Here is a 14,822-nt window from a genome sequence, read left to right on the forward strand (position 1 = left end):
CACGCGCATGTTCAAACCCTTACCTGTAGCAATCGGATTGCGTTACCTGCGTGCAAAACGCCGTAACGGTTTCATCTCCTTCATTTCCATGGCATCCATCCTCGGCATCGCGCTCGGGGTGACCGTGTTGATCACGACGCTGGCGGTCATGAGTGGTTTCCAGAAGGAGATTCGTGATCGTCTGCTGCAGATGTCAGCGCACGCCACCGTCAGTGCCGACGGCGAGCCGATGACGAACTGGCAGCATGCGGTCGACGTTGCAATGAAGGATCCGCGTGTCGCCGGTGCGGCGCCGTACATCGAAATCCAAGGCATGCTGGCCGGTACGCGCGTCCAGGGCGCCATCGTGCAGGGCGTCGACCCTGCGCAGGAGCCGAAGGTGTCGGTGCTGGGCGAGAAGATGAAGAAGGGTTCGCTCGACAGCTTGAAGCCCGGCGAGTTCAACATTCTGCTGGGCAAGGAACTTGCGCTGTGGCTGGGCGTGGATGTGGGCGACAACGTGGTCGCCACGCTGGCGGAAATCCAGGGCACGCCGGTCGGTGCGATGGCACGAACCAAACGCTTCAAGGTCAGCGGCATTTTCGAGGCCGGCTCCAATGAAGTGGATCGCGGTGTTGCCTTCGTCAACATGAGTGATCTTGAGCGCGTGCTGCGCGTGGATGGGGTGACCGGCGTGCGTTTGAAGATGCACGACATGGATCAGGCCTATACGGTGGCGCGCGACCTTGCAGTCAATCTCAACGGTTACTACCGGGTGAGCGACTGGACCCAGGAGAACGCGAATCTCTACCACTCGTTGAAGATGGAAAAGACGGTGATGGGCATCCTGCTGTCGCTGATCATCGCCATGGGTGCATTCAATCTGGTGTCCTCGCAGGTGATGCTGGTCACCGACAAGCAGGCCGATATCGCCATCCTGCGCACGCTGGGGCTGACGCCGGGTGGGGTGATGCAGGTGTTCATGGTGCAGGGCACGCTGATCGGCGTGTTCGGTACGATTGCCGGCGTCATCGGCGGCATCACCTTGACGCTCAATCTTGAGCGCATCCTCGGCCTGATCGAATCGGTCTTCAGCATCAAGCTGCTGCCGGAAGATGTGTACTACATCACCGGTCTGCCGACCGACATGCAGACCAGCGATATCGTCGTCATCACCGTCATCGCGCTGCTGATGAGCTTTGCGGCAACGCTTTACCCGGCGTGGCGTGCAGCCCGCACCCAACCGGCGGAGGCGCTGCGCTATGAATGAGAACGCCCTGATGCAAGCTGTGATCAGCGCCGAAGGCCTCGGCAAGACCTACGCCGAAGGCAAGATGCATACGCCGGTGTTTGATGGTCTGGACCTGCGTGTGGATGCCGGTGAAACCGTCGCCATCGTGGGCGCGTCCGGCGCGGGCAAGAGCACCTTGCTGCACCTGCTGGGCGGGTTGGACACGCCCACCGCCGGCGAGGTGTATGTGGCTGGCAATCGTATGTCGGCGCTGTCCGATACCGAGCGTGGCCATCTGCGCAACCGCTCGCTGGGCTTCGTCTACCAGTTTCATCACCTGCTGCCGGAGTTCACCGCGCTGGAGAACGTGATGATGCCGGTGATGCTGGGTGGCGCCAGCGCGGTTGCAGCCAGCCGCAGTGCTAAGACCTTGCTGGAGTCGGTGGGGCTGGGGCATCGCTTGGAGCACAAGCCCGGTGAGCTGTCCGGTGGCGAGCGCCAGCGTGCTGCTGTTGCGCGCGCACTGGTCAACCAACCGGCGTGCGTGCTGGGCGACGAACCCACCGGCAACCTGGACGACAAGACCGCAGCCACGGTGTTCGAACTGATGCTGGAGTTGAACCGCGCCCAGCGCACCAGCCTGGTGCTGGTGACACACGACCGCAGCCTGGCCCGCAGGTTGGACCGGGTGTTGGAGCTGCGTGAAGGCAAGCTGCACGAGCTGACCCGCAACGAGGTTTGATCGCGGTTGCTGGCCGTCGCATTGCCCTGGATTTCACCCAGGGCGGCGGATGATCGACAGGTTCCCCGGCAGTGCTGGGGTTTTCCAGGCCAACAGGAGTGGTGTCATGAAGAAGGTGCTTCTTGCATTGATGGCCGCTGCGGTACTGGCCGGCTGCGCCACGGCGGGCAAGCTGACCAGCGGTGAACGGCTGGCGTTGTACCGTGCCCACGCCGGAGAGCCGGTCAAGGATTTCAGGTATTTCGGTTCGCTCAATGGCTGGACCGAGCTGGGCGACAGCGCTTTGGCGGTGTGGACCAAGCCGAACGAGGCGTGGCTACTGAACCTGAGTGGTCCGTGCCTGGACCTGTCCTTTGCCCCGGCAATCACCGTGACCAACATGATGGGCCAGGTGTCGGCCAAGTTTGATCGGGTGATCGTGCACGGCAATGGACCGATGATGCACGTCCCTTGCCGCATCGATACGATCCAGCCGCTGGATGTGAAGGCGCTGCGTGAGTCGGAAAGGCAGCTGCGCGAAGCCAAGCTCGCCGCGCGTACGGAAGAGCAGGGTGACGGCGGGAACTGAGTTGGGAGTTGCGCCGCAGTAGAGCGGAGCCATGCTCCGCTCTGGGCGTCACCCGTGAGGCGCCTGCCGAGCACGGCGCACGCTATCAGGCATGGAACGTGGCGCCTGCGCCGGGATGGCAAGCAGCCTGATCCCGGCAACTGGGAGTCCGGTTGTCTGGGATGCCGGGATGTCATCCCAGGTTGCAGAGCAATGCTGCGCTCCGCAGGGTGCTGCTGCATCAATGGCGGTGCTGTGGCTTAGTTTGATTCGGGTGCGACGTAGCCTGCCGGCTTTTCCGCGCCACCGGAGAACAGGTACTTGACCAATTCTTCCTCCAGGAACGCGCGGTGCTTCGGGTCGCGCGGCGAGAGCCGGTTTTCGTTGATCAGCATGGTCTGGTGCGCCAGCCACGCGGCCCAGGCCGGCTTGCCGATGTTGGCGAAGATGCGCTGGCCCAGTTCGCCGGGGTAGGGCACGAAATCCAGACCTTCGGTTTCGCGTTGTTCGTACTGGCAGAAGACGGAACGGGGCATGACGTAATCCTGTGGGTTCAGCGCGCCGGATGGCGCTCAAGCAGTTTGCGGATCGGGGCTGGCAGGCCGAGGTCGCTCAGTTCGGCACGTGTGACCCAGCGCAGGTTTTCATTGTCGCCAACCTTGGCTCGCAGGGCGACCTTGTGCGCATGTAGCGGCTGCAGGTGCAGGCGGTAATGACTGAAAGTGTGGACGATCAGCGGCAGTTCTTCGCTGTTGTCGTAATCGCCCTTGATGTTGCCGGCGAACCAGTCGCGCATGTCGCCGTCGGTATCGGCCTGTGGCAGCGTCCACAGCGATGCCCAGATGCCGGTGGGCGGGCGCTTGAGCAGCAGGATGCGGCCTTGTGCATCTTCCAGCAGCAGCGCCGTGGCCTCGCGCTCGGGCAGGATTTTGCTCGGCTTGGGGGTCGGCAGTGAATCGGCCAGGCCTTGCGCATGCGCGACGCAGCTGGACTGCAAGGGGCACAGAATGCAGGCCGGCTTTGCCCGCGTGCACAAGGTGGCACCGAAATCCATCTGCGCCTGCGTGTAGTCGGCCATGCGCCCTTGCGGCACATGGGCCACGTGCTCGGCGGCAAGCGCCCAGAGTTGTTTCTCGACGGCCGGCAGGCCCGGGAAACCGCTGATGCCGTGGTAGCGGGTCATCACCCGCTTGACGTTGCCGTCGAGGATCGGGAATGGCTTGTTCCATGCTTGGCTGAGGATGGCACCTGCGGTGCTGCGGCCGATGCCGGGCAGAGCAAGCAGGGCATCGAAATCGCATGGCAGCTCGCCGCCGTGCAGCTCAACGCATTGTTTGGCGGCTGCGTGCAGATTGCGGGCGCGTGCGTAGTAGCCAAGCCCGGCCCAGTTGGCCATCACCGTGTCGTTGTCGGCGCTGGCCAGGTCGGCAAGCGTCGGGAACACCTGCATGAAGCGGTGGAAGTACGGAATGACCGTGACCACCTGGGTCTGCTGCAGCATGATTTCCGATAGCCACACCCGGTACGGCGATCGCGGATGCTGCCAAGGCAGATCGTGGCGGCCGTGCTGGTCGAACCAGCTGAGGAGTTGGCTTGGAAAATTGGGCATGGGCTCGCAGAGGCTGGCGGCTTTGGAGCTCTTCTCCCTCAGGGAGAAGGTGCCCCGCAGGGGCGGATGAGGGTGGGGTGTGAAGCCTCGGGAATCGTGTTCTGCGGAGTGCTGACTGGCCCTCACCCCAACCCCTCTCCCGCGGGCGGGAGAGGGGCTTTGGGAGCTTAGGTGCCCTGGCTGCCCAGCGCCTGCGGCAGCAGCGCGTCGACGAAGGCTTCCGGGTCGAACATGCGCAGGTCTTCCGGACGCTCGCCGATGCCGGCGAAGCGGATTGGAATGCCGAACTCGCGCGCCAAGGCAAACACCACGCCACCCTTGGCGGTGCCGTCCAGCTTGGTCACCACCAGGCCGGTCACGCCAGCTGCGGCGTGGAACTGGCGCAACTGCGACAGCGCGTTCTGGCCGGTGGTGCCGTCGATGACCATCAGCACTTCGTGCGGAGCGGTGTCGTCGATCTTGCCCAGCACGCGGCGGATCTTGCTCAGTTCGTTCATCAGGCCGGTCTGCGTGTGCAGGCGGCCGGCGGTGTCGGCGATCAGCACGCTGGTGCCGCGCGCCTTGCCGGCCTGCAATGCGTCGAACGCCACCGACGCGGCATCGGCGTTCTGGCCCTGTGCGACCACGGCCACGCCGTTGCGTTCGCCCCAGATCTGCAGCTGTGCCACGGCGGCGGCGCGGAAGGTGTCGCCGGCGGCCAGCATCAGGCTGTGACCGTCATCCTTGAAGCGCTTGGCGAGCTTGCCGATGGTGGTGGTCTTGCCGACGCCGTTGACGCCGACGGTGAGGATCACGAATGGCTTGGCGTTGGTGTCGATGACCAACGGCTTGGAGACCGGCTGCAACAGCGCGATGAGATCGGCGCGCAATGCAGCGAGCAGGGCATTGGCATCGGCGAATTCACGCGACTTCATGCGCTTGCGCAGATCTTCGATCAACGCGGTGGTGGCCGGCACGCCGACGTCGGCGGTGATGAGCGCGGTTTCGATCTCGTCGAGCAGGTCGTCGTCGAGCTTGGGGTTGCGCGAGAACAGGCCGCCGAAGCTGCGGGCGAAAGTACTGTTGCGCAGGCGCTCACGCCAGCCGAGCTTGCCGGATGCGGCGGCCGGGGCGGCGTTTGCGGGAATGAGTGCGTCGTCGCTCTGCGCAGGCGGGGCCGGAATGACCTCGGCAACCGCGGGTGCCGGAACGGGTGCGGCGACTTCGGGTTGTGCTTCTGCCTGCGGGGCAGGGGCGGCTTCAATGATTTCAACTGCGGCTTGCAGCGCTACCGGGGCTTCGATCACTGCTTCGGCGATGACCGTAGTCGGCAGTGCTTCCTCCAGCACGGCGGGAGCCGCAACCGGCGCGACTTCGATGACGACAGGCTCGGCGACCGGCGCTTCGACAACCGGCGGCGCGAACGCTTCGCTGATATCGACTTGTGGGGTGGCCTCGGCTGGCGCCTTCGGGAATGCGGCGGCCAGGTCTTCCGCGCTCAGCGTGGACGGCTTTGCAGGCTGTACGGCGTCGTCGGTCTTCTTGCGGCGGAAAAAGCTGAACATGGGGGAAAGTGGCCTTAAATCAGCTGCATATGCTAACACCGGTGCCGATGCGGCCGGGCGTGACGAGCCAGGTGACGGTTTCGAAAACTATCGCTCGCCAGCCCTGTGCTGGGCCGGCGGTCAAAGGGGAAAGCATGCAGGGCCGGGGTGCAGCAGCGGCCTTGGCCACGAAGTCGATGTCGATGCTTGTCGCAGGGGCGTGTGCAATCGCATGCATCCTCGCCACCACGGCTTCCCTGGCTTCGCGGTTGAAGCCGCTCCTACGGCGACGGGAGCCGGAAGGTCGTCCCCTCTGGCTCCCGCTTTGTTGCTCAGGCCGACAACTCCAACAGCAGCTTGTTCAGCCTGCGCACGTAACCGGCCGGGTCCTTCAGGCTGTCGCCAGCGGCCAGTGCAGCCTGGTCGAACAGCACGTGGGCCAGGTCATTGAAGCGGCCGGAGTCGGCTTCAGCGTCCAGCTTTTCGATCAGCGGATGCGCCGGGTTGAACTCGAACACCGGCTTGGAGTCGGGCACCTTCTGGCCGCTGGCTTCCAGGATCTGGCGCATCTGCAGGCCCAGGTCCTGCTCGCCGATGGCCAGGATGGCCGGGGAGTCGGTCAGGCGGTGCGAAACGCGCACTTCAGCGACGTCTTCGCCCAGCGCGGTCTTCAGGCGCGTGACCAGGGCTTCCTTGGTCTTGGCGACTTCTTCCTGTGCCTTCTTGTCTTCTTCCGACTCCAGCTTGCCAAGGTCCAGGTCGCCACGCGCGATGTCCACGAACGACTTGCCGTCGAACTCGTGCAGATAGCTCATAAGCCACTCGTCGATGCGGTCGGTCATCAGCAGCACTTCGATGCCCTTCTTGCGGAACACCTCAAGATGCGGGCTGTCCTTGACCTGCTGGAAGCTCTCGCCGGTCAGGTAATAGATCTTGTCCTGGCCTTCGATCATGCGACCGATGTAGTCGGCCAGCGCCACGCTCTGCTCGCCGCTGGCGTCATGCGTGGAAGCAAAGCGCAACAGGCCGGCGACCTTCTCGCGGTTGTTGAAATCTTCTGCCGGGCCTTCCTTCAACACCTGGCCGAAGTTCTTCCAGAAGCCGGCGTAGGCTTCCGGCTGGTCCTTGGCCAGCTTCTCGAGCATGTCCAGCGAACGCTTGGTCAGCGCCGACTTCATCGAGTCGATCACCGGGCCGGACTGCAGGATTTCGCGCGAGACGTTCAGCGGCAGGTCGTTGGAATCGACCACGCCCTTGATGAAACGCAGGTACAGCGGCAGGAACTGTTCGGCCTGGTCCATGATGAAAACGCGCTGCACATAGAGCTTCAGGCCCTTGGGTGCGTCGCGATGGTACAGGTCGAACGGTGCGCGGCCCGGCGTGTAAAGCAGCGAGGTGTATTCCAGCTTGCCTTCGACCTTGTTGTGGGTCCACGCCAGCGGGTCGGCCGGGTCATGCGCGATGTGCTTGTAGAACTCCTTGTATTCCTCATCCGTGATCTCGGACTTGGAGCGGGTCCACAGCGCATTGGCGCGGTTGACGGTCTCCCATTCCGGCGTGGCCGGCTTGTCGGCTTCCTCGCCGTGGTGTTCTTTCTGCAGCTCGATCGGCAGACCGATGTGGTCGGAGTACTTCTTGATCAGGCTGCGCAGCTGCCAACCGTCGGTATAGCCTTCTTCGCCTTCCTTCAGGTGCAGCACGATGCGGGTGCCGCGCTCGGGCTTGTCGATGGTTTCCACCTCGAACTCGCCTTCGCCGTGTGAGGACCAATGCACGCCCTCGCTGGCCGGCAGGCCGGCGCGGCGGCTGTACACGTCGACCTGGTCGGCGACGATGAAGGCCGAGTAGAAGCCCACGCCGAACTGGCCGATCAGGTTGGAATCTTTCTTCTGGTCGCCGGACAGGTTCTTCAGGAACTCGGCGGTGCCGGACTTGGCGATGGTGCCAAGGTGGGCGATGGCTTCATCGCGGCTCAGGCCGATGCCGTTGTCGTCAATGGTCAGGGTGCGCGCGGCCGGGTCGGCCTCGATGCGGATGCGCAGCGGCGCGCCACCTTCCAGCAGCTCGGGCTGGGTCAGCGCTTCGAAGCGCAGCTTGTCGCTGGCGTCGGCGGCATTGGACACCAGCTCGCGCAGGAAGATTTCCTTGTTCGAGTACAGCGAGTGGATCATCAGGTGCAGCAGCTGCTTCACCTCGGTCTGGAAACCGCGGGTTTCCTTGTGGCTCTGTGCGTTCATCGGTCGGTGGTGCTCCCTGGCTGACGTGCCGCGCCCAGCGCGGCGGCTGACACAGGGGTAAGGGTGAACCGGCCGATTTCAAGGTGTGCACTGCGCGACGGGGTGCTGGTCTATCATCTGCGGCCTGTTTCGATTGCTGCCGGGTGTTTCGCCGATGTTGTTGATTTGCCAGCTGTTGTTGATGGTTCTGCCGGCTGCGGCGGCATGAGTCGCGGGCACGGCGGTGCGCCGGCAGGCGTCGGCCAGGTACGGATCATCGGTGGCCGCTGGCGCAATACGCGGCTGGAAGTGCCGCAGGTGCAGGGCTTGCGGCCCACCAGCGACCGCGTCCGCGAGACCCTGTTCAACTGGCTGATGCCCAGGCTGGCGGGCGCACGGGTACTGGATCTGTTCGCGGGCAGCGGCGCGCTGGGGCTGGAGGCGGTGTCGCGCGGCGCAGCCTCGGCACAGCTGGTCGAGCGGGACCCGGCGCTGGTTGCGGCATTGCGCGGGGTGGTCGGCAAGTTGGGTGCGGCAGAGCAGGTGCAGGTGATCCCGGGCGATGCGGTGCGGTGGCTGGACAGCGCTGTACCCGCGCAGGCCGATCTGGTGTTCCTGGACCCGCCATTCGCGGCCGGGCTCTGGGAGCAGGTGATCGAACGGCTGCCGCGGCATCTGGCCCCCGGCGCCTGGTTGTACGTGGAAGCGCCGTCCGGTGCGGCGCCGCGATTGCCGGCCGGCTGGAGCCTGCACCGCGAGGGGAGCACCCGCGATGTGAGCTATGCCCTGTATCGACAAGCCGCTGCTACACTTCGCGGCGACATGAACGCGCCTGAACCCGCATGACTACAGCCAATCGCCGCATTGCCGTTTACCCGGGTACGTTCGACCCGATCACCAATGGTCACATCGACCTGGTGAACCGGGCTGCGCCGCTGTTCGAAAAAGTGGTGGTGGGCGTGGCCCAGAGCCCGGCCAAGGGCCCGACACTGCCGTTGGAACAGCGTGTGTCGCTGGCCGCTGAAGCGCTGAAGCACCTCGACAACGTGGAAGTAGTGGGGTTTGACACCCTGCTGGCCCACTTCGTCCGTGCCTGCCACGGCGGCGTGTTGCTGCGCGGCCTGCGCGCGGTGTCCGATTTTGAATATGAATTCCAGATGGCAAGTATGAACCGCCATCTGATTCCGGAGGTCGAGACCCTGTTCCTGACCCCGTCCGAACAGCACAGCTTCATTTCCTCCTCGCTGGTGCGTGAAATCGCCCGGCTGGGGGGAGATGTGTCCGGTTTCGTACCGGCCACCGTGCTGGAAGCGTTGCGTAACGCCCGCGAAGCCCGCGCGGGCAAGTAAACCCTCCGAACAGTTGTACAGAACCTCAAAAGGGAGAAGAAACATGAAGAACACGATGCGCGTGATGCTTGCCGCTTCGATGGTGCTGGGCTTCACGGCCTGCAAGAAGGAAGACGCCGCCCCGGTGGCTGAAGCCCAGCAGGCGCTGGTCGCCCCGGCCAAGGATGACGATGCAGGCTGGAAGAAGTACCTGCAGGCCGTAGCCGTGCAGAACATGGGCACCATCACTGCCAGCCCGTTCCTGTACTACCTCCCGCCGGAGTCCGATCCGGAGTTCGCTGCCAAGTACGAGCGTCAGGTTGAGAGCGCCACCACTGCCATCAGCCGTGGCATCCAGCCGGGCAACATGCTGGCCTTCGGCTCGTCGGCCTCGGCCAAGATGGCCGACATGATCGAAGCCGGCTTCAAGGGTGTGCAGGCCGACTCGATGAAGGGCGTGCGCGTGGTGTTCATTGGCGATGCCGCTGACAATGCCCGCGTGCAGACCATTGTCCAGCCGACCGGTGCCGACTACATCTTCGTCGAAGCCAAGTAATGCAGTGGCGCGTGGCCGCACGCGGCCACGCGGTTGCCACGCTGTCATCCCCGCGCAGGCGGGGACCGGGTAGGGCCGCGTAGCGGCCCTGCCTTGCTTTTCAAGGTGCGGCTTCAGCCGCAATGCAACGGAAACAACAGCTGTCAGCAGGATTGCAATTGCAGACCCCCAATCGGAACCATTGCCAGCGTCGCGGCTGAAGCCGCTCCTGCGATGACTCCGGAAATCAACCGGCCTATCCGGTTGAAAGCCCGCCCTGACGGGAAGGCAGTAATCATGTCACTCAAAATCAATGAGCTCTGCGTCAACTGTGACGTCTGCGAGCCCGCCTGCCCGAATCAGGCCATTTCCATGGGCGAGACGATCTATGTGATCGACCCGGCCCGCTGTACCGAGTGCGTCGGCCATTTTGATGAGCCGCAATGCGTGGTGGTGTGCCCTGTGGAGTGCATCGACCCGGACCCGGACATTCCCGAAACCCAGGATCAGCTGCTGGCCAAATTGCATGGTCTGCAGCGCGATCACCCCGAACTTTACGAACCGGAGAATCCGTCGGCATGAAGATCGTTGCCCGTTCCCTGATGTTGTTTGCGCTGGTGATGACGCCGGCTGCGTGGGCGGCCGACGCGCCGCAGGCGCGCGCGTCGCATCCCGATGGCGCGGTGATTGCCAGCGGTCACTCGCTGGCCACCGATGCCGGCATGGAAATCCTTGCCAAGGGCGGTAACGCGTTCGACGCGGCCATCGCGGTGTCTTCGACGCTTGCGGTGGTCGAGCCGATCAGTTCAGGCCTGGGTGGCGGTGGTTTCTTCCTGCTGCACGATGTCAGGACCGGCAAGGACGTAATGCTGGACGCGCGCGAAACCGCGCCGGAGTCGGCCACGCCCGAGCAGTTCCTGGACAAGAAGGGCGAGCTGGACCGTGACCGTTCGGTCAATGGTCCGTGGTCGGCCGGTATTCCCGGACTGCCGGCGGCGCTGGTACAGATGGCCCGTGAGCATGGCCGCCTGCCGCTGACCGATTCGCTGGCGCCGGCCATCCGTGTGGCCACCGATGGCTTCCCGGTATATGAGCGCATGGCGCGAGGTTATGCCTCACGTCGTGAAGTGATGGAGCGTTACCCCGGTACGCGCGAGGTCTACCTGCGCAATGGCCGCCCGATCGCCGAAGGCGATCTGTTCACCCAGCCGGAGCTGGCCCGCACCCTGCAGCTGCTGGCCGAGAAGGGTTTCGACGGCTTCTACCGCGGTGAAACCGGCCGCAAGCTGCTGGCGGGGGTGAAGCAGGCCGGCGGCCGCTGGACCGCCGAGGAATTGGCCGGTTACACGGTCAAGACCCGTGAGCCGATCGTCTTCAACTACCGTGACTGGAAGATCACCACTGCCTCGCCGCCGTCCTCCGGTGGCATCGCGCTGGCAGCGATGCTGCAGATCCTGGAAGGCTGGGACCTGAGCAAGATGGACGCCGCGCACCGTACCCACCTGGTGGTGGAATCGATGCGGCGCGCCTATCGCGACCGCACTTTCTTCCTGGGCGACCCGGATTTTGTCGATATCCCGCAGAAGGTGCTGACCAGTCGCGATTATGCGCAGGGCCTGCGCGCGACCATCCATCCGGAGAAGGCGACCCCCAGTGACATGTTGTCGGGCAACCCGACGCCGCTGGAAGATGACGAGACCACGCATTTCTCGATCATCGACAGTGAAGGCAACCGCGTCGGCGGCACCCAGACGGTGAACCTGCTTTATGGCTCGGGTCTGATCCCGGCCGGCACCGGTGTGCTGCTCAACAACGAGATGGACGACTTCGCGCTGAAGCCGGGCACGCCCAATGCCTTCGGGGTGATGGGCTATGCCGCCAACGCGCCGAAGAAGGGCAAGCGCATGCTCAGTTCGATGACCCCGACGTTCATGGAGAATGCGGACAAGGTCATCGTGATCGGCACCCCGGGCGGCAGCCGCATCATCACCATGGTGCTGCTGGGCATCCTGGGTTACGACGACGGCCTGACCGCGCAGCAGGTCGCTGCGCTACCGCGTTATCACCACCAGTGGCTGCCGGACCTGATCGATGCCGAGAACGATGCATTCGACGCAGACACCGTCAAGCAGCTGCAGGCCATGGGGCACAAGATCGACCTGCCGGGCGACACGGCCGCAGGTGGTCGGGGGTCCAGCCATGTCTGGGGCAACCTGCAGACGGTTGAATGGGATCGCGTGACCAATACGCTGCATGGTGGCAGCGATCCACGTAATCCGGTGGGTAGTGCCCGGGTGGTGGTGCTGGAAAAGGCCAACTGAGATTGAACAACAGAAACCCCGCTTTCGAGCGGGGTTTCTGTTTATGGTGTTCGTGGTCTGCGGTGTTCATGCAGCACGGCGTCGTGCTCCGCGCAGGCACTTTCCGGAAAGGCCCTGTCGAGCATCGCGGGGCGCTGGTGTTCGCTGTTTTTCATCGAGGCTTCGGCTTCGGGATATTCCAGACCAATCGTTGCTGCGGGTGTCAATTATCCGGCGGTTATAAATTGCGAATATTTAACGCGCGCCGGGTAGAATTTTTCATATGAAACTTTGGTCGATCCGCGGTAATTCGCAAAAACTCGATGGCGGCGCAATGTTCGGCAATGCTCCCAAGGCGTTGTGGGAAAAATGGTCGCCGTCGGATGATCTCAATCGCATTGAACTGGCATGTCGCGCGTTGCTCGCCAGCCCGCTGGGTGGCAAGACGGTGCTGTTTGAAACCGGCATCGGTGCGTTCTTCGAACCGAAGATGCGCGAGCGTTTCGGCGTGCAGGAGCCGCGTCATATCCTGATCGATTCACTGCGTGAGGCAGGTTTCGAACACGAAGACATCGACGTGGTGGTGCTCAGCCATCTGCATTTCGACCATGCCGGTGGTCTGCTGGCGCCGTGGTCGGAAGGGCGCGAGGCGGAGTTGCTGTTTCCCAATGCCACTTTCGTGGTTGGCGCAGCGCATTGGGAGCGCGCGCGGCATCCGCATCCACGCGATCGGGCCAGCTTCATCCCCGAATTGCCGGGGTTGCTGGAGGCCAGCGGGCGATTGGAAGTAGTCGCCGGGGAGTATTCGAAGACACTGGGGGAATCCGTGCGTTTCAGTTACAGCGATGGCCATACGCCGGGCCTGATGCTGGCCGAGATCGTTGGCCCGGAGCGGGTCAACGGGCAGCCGCGCGGCGGCGTGGTGTTCTGCGCCGATCTGATCCCGGGGCGTTCCTGGGTGCATGTGCCGATCACCATGGGCTACGACCGCAATGCCGAGCTGCTGATCGACGAGAAGCGTGCTTTCCTCGAAGACAAGCTTGCCCGCAACGTGCATCTGTTCTTCACCCACGACCCCGAGTGCGCGATGGCGCAGGTGGTACGCGACGAGAAGGGCCGCTTCGGCACCACGCACGAAGTCGGGGAGTTGAAGGCCCGCACGCTGGCAGCCTGAGCGCAGAAAGCAGTCCGGGGTGCGAAGTAAAAGAGCGGAGCCGCAAGGTTCCGCTCTTTTTCGTTGCCTGCCGGTGACGTTCAGTGGGTGCGCAGGCAACTGCTCATGAAGGTCGTGCGGGCATCGCCGGCCAGCTGTCTGCTTGCAGCATCGGCGTTGCAACTGGCCATGCGCTGCTGCGGTGTGACCGGTGCGGTTGCGGTGTGGCTGGCGAAGGCGCTGTCATCGCCGGATGTGCAGCCATGGCTGGCCCAGCTGCTGTAGCCGGGGAGCGTGGATGGTGAGGCAGCTGCGTTGAGCCTGCATGTAGGCGTCGCCCTTCATGCCTTTGTTCTTGGCCGAGCAATCAGCCATGCGTTGCTGTTGCGGGGTACGTGTGGCGGCGGGAGTGGCGGCAGCGAGGGGTAGTGCGGTGGCCAACAACAGGCGAGCAGGGCGGTGCGGTACATGGAGATGGAGTGGCTCCTTCGCCGGTGGCGGGGCGAGCATCCATCCGTGAGGGAGTGAATATTCGTCAACCGTCGATGAAATTCTTTATCGTCGGCCGTGCGTCGGGGCACCTGCCAGGTTCCAGTGCTGACCTTTGACTCTGCAGAAACTGACTTCCGGCACTGAATCCGGCAGGCGTATGCAGCGACATTGCTCGCCTCATCTGTTGGAGATCCACACCCATGAAATGTCCCTCCTTGCTGTGCCGCGCCATGGCCGTGTGCGCGCTGTTGCTGGTGTCAGCGGCGTCAGCGATCGCAGCACCTACCGAAGTAGCATCACTGCAGGTCAGCCCCGATCGCGCTACCACAATGGCGGTTTGGAGGCCTGCACAGGTGCGTGGCGTGGTGTTGTTCTCCAGCGGTCACGGTGCGTGGCCGGAACGCTACGAGCGTCTGCTGCAGTCCTGGGCCGATGCCGGTTTTGTCGTGCTGGCACCGTTGCATGTGGACTCGGTGAAGTATCCGGAGCGCGAGAAGTTCTCATTGCAGCAGAGTCTGGGCGAACGTTTCGCCGACATGCGGGCAGCAAGCAACTATGCGGCCGCGCATTGGTCGGGTGTTCCGGTGGCGGCGGCGGGGCACAGCCTGGGTACATTGATATCGGCCGCGCTGGGTGGCGCGTTGGCCACGTTGGGTCCATTGCGTGATCCCACGGTGGTCGCGGTATTGGGTTTCTCCTCACCTGGAAAAATCCCCGGCCTGATTGGGCCGGAGTCCTACGCATCATTGTCCGTACCGCTGCTGCTGGTCACGGGCGACAAGGACATGGTTCCGGGTTTCGTGACCAACCCTGCCGATCACATCTATGCCGTGGAAACCGCTCCATCCGGCGACAAGACAGCAGTGGTGCTCAGTGGCGGCGACCACAACCTGATCGGCGGTGAGCCGGAAGCGTTGTTCGTGCGTGCGCAGCAATTGGGTACTGCTTTCCTTCGAGCCGAGCTGCTGGGCAACGCGAGCGCGCGCGAGCTGTTGGCCGGCCCGCCAGCGGACGGAGAGCAGTGGTTGCGGCGCTGAATCTTTCTGCACGAACGCGCGCGGTGCGCAGGTGCCGACGAATCGGGGCAAGCCGACCCCAGGGCGCGAGGGGCTTCCACTTCGTATGAACGTCGGCAGCCCTGCTGTATCCACAAGGCAGGGCTGTGCT

General features: G+C 63.9%; 16 protein-coding genes. 10 read left to right on the plus strand and 6 right to left on the minus strand.

Translation table 11 applies throughout. From position 1 onward, the window contains the following. Window positions 1-7 precede the first annotated feature (7 nt). The 3 genes from ABB26_RS01645 to ABB26_RS01655 all read left to right on the plus strand — a co-directional run bounded on the left by ABB26_RS01645 (window position 8) and on the right by ABB26_RS01655 (window position 2,520). A complete protein-coding gene (locus ABB26_RS01645) occupies window positions 8-1,249 on the plus strand; it encodes a lipoprotein-releasing ABC transporter permease subunit (RefSeq protein WP_057631836.1) in 1,242 nt (413 codons plus the stop codon). 10 nt (window positions 1,250-1,259) lie between these two features. Then, a complete protein-coding gene (gene lolD, locus ABB26_RS01650) occupies window positions 1,260-1,952 on the plus strand; it encodes a lipoprotein-releasing ABC transporter ATP-binding protein LolD (RefSeq protein WP_083490647.1) in 693 nt (230 codons plus the stop codon). A gap of 106 nt (window positions 1,953-2,058) precedes the next feature. Further along, entirely contained in the window at window positions 2,059-2,520 is a 462-nt protein-coding gene (locus tag ABB26_RS01655) for a DUF6491 family protein (protein ID WP_057631838.1), read from the plus strand. Between the two features lie 239 nt (window positions 2,521-2,759). On the opposite strand, the gene ABB26_RS01660 is transcribed toward ABB26_RS01655, so the two are convergent. The 4 genes from ABB26_RS01660 to htpG form a co-directional block, all read right to left on the minus strand. Continuing rightward, entirely contained in the window at window positions 2,760-3,035 is a 276-nt protein-coding gene (locus ABB26_RS01660; RefSeq protein WP_057631839.1) for an oxidative damage protection protein, read from the minus strand. A gap of 17 nt (window positions 3,036-3,052) precedes the next feature. Further along, window positions 3,053-4,108 (minus strand): A/G-specific adenine glycosylase, encoded by a 1,056-nt coding sequence (gene mutY / locus ABB26_RS01665; RefSeq protein ID WP_057631840.1) that lies wholly within the window; start codon window positions 4,106-4,108, stop codon window positions 3,053-3,055. Between the two features lie 167 nt (window positions 4,109-4,275). Then, window positions 4,276-5,652 (minus strand): signal recognition particle-docking protein FtsY, encoded by a 1,377-nt coding sequence (ftsY, locus tag ABB26_RS01670; protein WP_057631841.1) that lies wholly within the window; start codon window positions 5,650-5,652, stop codon window positions 4,276-4,278. A gap of 311 nt (window positions 5,653-5,963) precedes the next feature. Then, window positions 5,964-7,868, minus strand: a complete 1,905-nt coding sequence (htpG, locus tag ABB26_RS01675; protein ID WP_057631842.1) for a molecular chaperone HtpG — start codon at window positions 7,866-7,868, stop codon at window positions 5,964-5,966. A 204-nt stretch (window positions 7,869-8,072) separates the two neighbouring features. Here htpG and rsmD point away from each other — a divergent pair, with 204 nt between their 5' ends. The 6 genes from rsmD to ABB26_RS01705 all read left to right on the plus strand — a co-directional run bounded on the left by rsmD (window position 8,073) and on the right by ABB26_RS01705 (window position 13,184). Further along, complete coding sequence (rsmD, locus tag ABB26_RS01680) at window positions 8,073-8,693, plus strand: 16S rRNA (guanine(966)-N(2))-methyltransferase RsmD (RefSeq protein ID WP_057631843.1); 621 nt, start codon at window positions 8,073-8,075, stop codon at window positions 8,691-8,693. Continuing rightward, window positions 8,690-9,196: a pantetheine-phosphate adenylyltransferase gene (gene coaD / locus ABB26_RS01685; RefSeq protein ID WP_057631844.1), complete on the plus strand. Its 507-nt coding sequence runs from the start codon at window positions 8,690-8,692 to the stop codon at window positions 9,194-9,196. Before rsmD ends, coaD begins: the two co-directional genes overlap by 4 nt. A gap of 43 nt (window positions 9,197-9,239) precedes the next feature. Then, window positions 9,240-9,731, plus strand: coding sequence for a hypothetical protein (locus tag ABB26_RS01690; protein ID WP_057631845.1), 492 nt, complete (start codon window positions 9,240-9,242; stop codon window positions 9,729-9,731). Window positions 9,732-10,007: 276 nt separating this feature from the next. Further along, the gene (locus ABB26_RS01695) at window positions 10,008-10,292 is read left to right on the plus strand and encodes a YfhL family 4Fe-4S dicluster ferredoxin (protein WP_057631846.1); all 285 of its coding nucleotides are present in this window, start codon (window positions 10,008-10,010) and stop codon (window positions 10,290-10,292) included. Then, window positions 10,289-12,031 carry a gamma-glutamyltransferase gene (ggt, locus tag ABB26_RS01700; RefSeq protein ID WP_057631847.1) on the plus strand — a complete coding sequence of 581 codons (1,743 nt, stop codon included), beginning with the start codon at window positions 10,289-10,291 and terminating at the stop codon, window positions 12,029-12,031. Before ABB26_RS01695 ends, ggt begins: the two co-directional genes overlap by 4 nt. A 262-nt stretch (window positions 12,032-12,293) precedes the next feature. Beyond that, on the plus strand, window positions 12,294-13,184 hold the full coding sequence (locus tag ABB26_RS01705) for an MBL fold metallo-hydrolase (RefSeq protein WP_057631848.1): 891 nt from the start codon (window positions 12,294-12,296) through the stop codon (window positions 13,182-13,184). An 80-nt stretch (window positions 13,185-13,264) separates the two neighbouring features. Here the strand turns inward: ABB26_RS01705 and ABB26_RS19645 are convergent, their stop codons facing one another. Further along, a complete protein-coding gene (locus ABB26_RS19645) occupies window positions 13,265-13,354 on the minus strand; it encodes a PsiF family protein (protein ID WP_152982503.1) in 90 nt (29 codons plus the stop codon). A 52-nt stretch (window positions 13,355-13,406) separates the two neighbouring features. Then, window positions 13,407-13,673, minus strand: coding sequence for a PsiF family protein (locus ABB26_RS19650; RefSeq protein ID WP_152982504.1), 267 nt, complete (start codon window positions 13,671-13,673; stop codon window positions 13,407-13,409). 182 nt (window positions 13,674-13,855) lie between these two features. Here ABB26_RS19650 and ABB26_RS01710 point away from each other — a divergent pair, with 182 nt between their 5' ends. Beyond that, window positions 13,856-14,692, plus strand: coding sequence for an alpha/beta hydrolase family protein (locus tag ABB26_RS01710; protein ID WP_152982505.1), 837 nt, complete (start codon window positions 13,856-13,858; stop codon window positions 14,690-14,692). Window positions 14,693-14,822: the final 130 nt, after the last annotated feature.

This window comes from Stenotrophomonas humi (assembly GCF_001431415.1).
Classification (GTDB): domain Bacteria; phylum Pseudomonadota; class Gammaproteobacteria; order Xanthomonadales; family Xanthomonadaceae; genus Stenotrophomonas; species Stenotrophomonas humi.